General features: G+C 61.6%; 4 protein-coding genes. All 4 read left to right on the top strand.

Translation table 11 applies throughout. From position 1 onward, the window contains the following. A partial coding sequence (gene nuoH, locus ACTHL0_RS25800; protein ID WP_440569909.1) for an NADH-quinone oxidoreductase subunit NuoH occupies positions 1-1,001 on the top strand: 1,001 nt, incomplete at its 5' end. An 11-nt stretch (positions 1,002-1,012) separates the two neighbouring features. After that, positions 1,013-1,501: an NADH-quinone oxidoreductase subunit NuoI gene (nuoI, locus tag ACTHL0_RS25805; protein ID WP_440536109.1), complete on the top strand. Its 489-nt coding sequence runs from the start codon at positions 1,013-1,015 to the stop codon at positions 1,499-1,501. A 133-nt stretch (positions 1,502-1,634) separates the two neighbouring features. Beyond that, positions 1,635-2,345, top strand: coding sequence for an NADH-quinone oxidoreductase subunit J (locus ACTHL0_RS25810; RefSeq protein ID WP_440569910.1), 711 nt, complete (start codon positions 1,635-1,637; stop codon positions 2,343-2,345). Between the two features lie 17 nt (positions 2,346-2,362). Further along, the coding region (locus ACTHL0_RS25815; protein WP_440569911.1) for an NADH-quinone oxidoreductase subunit K at positions 2,363-2,516 on the top strand (154 nt) is incomplete at its 3' end.

Here is a 2,516-nt window from a genome sequence, read left to right on the forward strand (position 1 = left end):
TGTGGGCGCTCGTGCGCATCGTCGTCGTCTCCGTCGCGATTTTGCTGTGCGTGGCGTACCTGATCCTGTGGGAACGCAAGCTCATCGGCTGGATGCACGTGCGTCTCGGGCCGAACCGCGTCGGTCCCGCCGGCTTGCTGCAGCCGATCGCCGACGTGCTGAAGCTGCTGCTCAAGGAAGTGATTCAGCCGACGGCGGCCAATCGCTGGCTGTATCTGATCGCGCCGGTCATGACGGTGGTACCCGCGTTCGCGGTCTGGGCCGTTATCCCGTTCCAGGCCAAGGCTGTGCTCGGCGATATCAACGCCGGCTTGCTCTACGTGATCGCGATTTCGTCGATCGGCGTGTATGGCGTGATTCTCGCGGGCTGGGCGTCGAACTCGAAGTACGCGTTCCTCGGCGCGATGCGTGCCGCGGCGCAGATGGTGTCGTACGAAGTGTCGATGGGCTTCGCGCTCGTCGTCGTGCTGATGACCTCGGGCAGCCTGAACCTGTCGGCCATCGTCGGCTCGCAAATGCGCGGCTTCTTCGCCGATCACGGCATCACGTTCCTCTCGTGGAACTGGCTGCCGCTGCTGCCGGTGTTCGTCGTCTACTTCATCTCGGGCATCGCGGAAACGAACCGCCACCCGTTCGACGTGGTGGAAGGGGAGTCGGAAATCGTGGCCGGCCACATGATCGATTACTCGGGGATGGCGTTTGCGCTGTTCTTCCTCGCCGAGTACATCAACATGATCGTGATCTCGGCGCTGGCTGCAACGCTGTTCCTCGGCGGCTGGAGCGCGCCGTTCGGGTTCCTGTCGTTCATCCCGGGCATCGTCTGGCTCATGCTGAAGGTATTCCTTCTGTTGTCGGTGTTCATCTGGGCCCGCGCGACGTTCCCGCGCTACCGCTATGACCAGATCATGCGTCTGGGTTGGAAGATCTTCCTGCCCGTGTGCATTCTCTGGGTGGTCGTGGTCGGCTTCTGGATCATGTCGCCGCTGAACATCTGGAAATAAGGCGGAGCGAAATGAACGCTATTCAAAATTTCTTCAAGACGTTTTTCCTGACCGAACTGCTCAAAGGGCTGGCGCTGACGGGTAAGTACACGTTCAAGCGCAAGTTCACGGTGCAGTTCCCCGAGGAAAAGACGCCGCTGTCGCCGCGTTTTCGCGGTCTGCACGCGCTGCGCCGCTATGAAAACGGCGAAGAGCGCTGTATCGCCTGCAAGCTGTGCGAAGCGGTGTGTCCGGCATTGGCCATCACGATCGAGTCGGAAGTGCGCGCGGACAACACGCGCCGCACGACGCGCTACGACATCGATCTGACCAAGTGCATCTTCTGTGGCTTCTGCGAGGAAAGCTGTCCCGTCGATTCGATCGTCGAAACCAGCATCCTCGAGTATCACGGCGAAAAACGCGGCGACTTGTACTTCACGAAGGACATGTTGCTCGCGGTGGGCGATCGCTACGAAACGGAAATTGCCGCGGCGAAGGCGGCCGACGCGCCGTACCGTTGATAAGCATTGGGACGTACCTGCTCGACGCGTAGTCGAGGTGATGTGGCGGCTTCGCGCCGCCGCCTGGCGAGCGGTTTGCCGTGCGCCAGCCACCTCGACGCCCGATTGATGAGCTAACGATGAACCGGTAATCATGGAATTCACGACCGTACTGTTTTACATCTTCGCGCTGCTTCTGACAGTGTCGGGCCTGAAGGTGATCACGTCGCGCAACCCGGTTGGGTCGGCGCTGTTTCTCGTGCTCGCGTTCTTCAACGCGGCGGCGATCTGGATGCTGCTCGAAGCCGAATTCCTCGCGATTCTGCTCGTGCTGCTCTACGTCGGCGCGGTGATGGTGCTCTTCTTGTTCGTCGTGATGATGCTCGACATCAACCTCGACGTGCTGCGCCGCGATTTCAAGCGCTTCGTGCCGATGGCCTCGATCGTCGGCGCGATCATCGTCGTCGAGACGGCGCTGATCCTTGTGCACGGCTACGGCGGCACGACCACTCCGGTGCATGAAGTGACGACGGCGGCTGCCGGTGCCGCAGCGAGCGGCGCGGCTGCCGCGATGCCGAACACGTACCTGATCGGCAAGGTGATCTACACGGATTACGTGTTCGCGTTCGAAGTGGCCGGTCTCGTGCTGCTCGTGGCGATCATCGCGGCAATCGCGCTGACGGCGCGCAAGGGCAAGGACAGCAAGCGCCAGCGCGTCTCGGAACAAGTGAAGGTGCGCGCGAAGGATCGCGTGCGCGTCGTGAAGATGCCGGCCGAGGTGTCGACGTTGCCGGCCACCGCCGAAGGTGGGCCGGGCGAGCCGAACGCCAATGTCGGCGCAGGCAGCGTCGGCGCCAACCATTGAGCGTCGAGGAGAAAAACATGTTGACCCTGGCTCATTACCTCGTCCTCGGCGCGATCCTGTTTGCGATCGGCGTCGTCGGCATTTTCCTGAATCGTCGCAACGTCATCATCATCCTGATGGCGATCGAACTGATCTTGCTCGCGGTGAACACGAACTTCGTCGCGTTCTCGC

The organism is Trinickia sp. (genome assembly GCF_051961175.1).
GTDB lineage: Bacteria > Pseudomonadota > Gammaproteobacteria > Burkholderiales > Burkholderiaceae > Trinickia.

Bases quoted from the DNA above. Each gene is read 5' to 3' on its own strand.
- nuoI (WP_440536109.1), top strand. From the start codon at position 1,013: ATGAACGCTATTCAAAATTTCTTCAAGACGTTTTTCCTGACCGAACTG.
- ACTHL0_RS25810 (WP_440569910.1), top strand. From the start codon at position 1,635: ATGGAATTCACGACCGTACTGTTTTACATCTTCGCGCTGCTTCTGACA.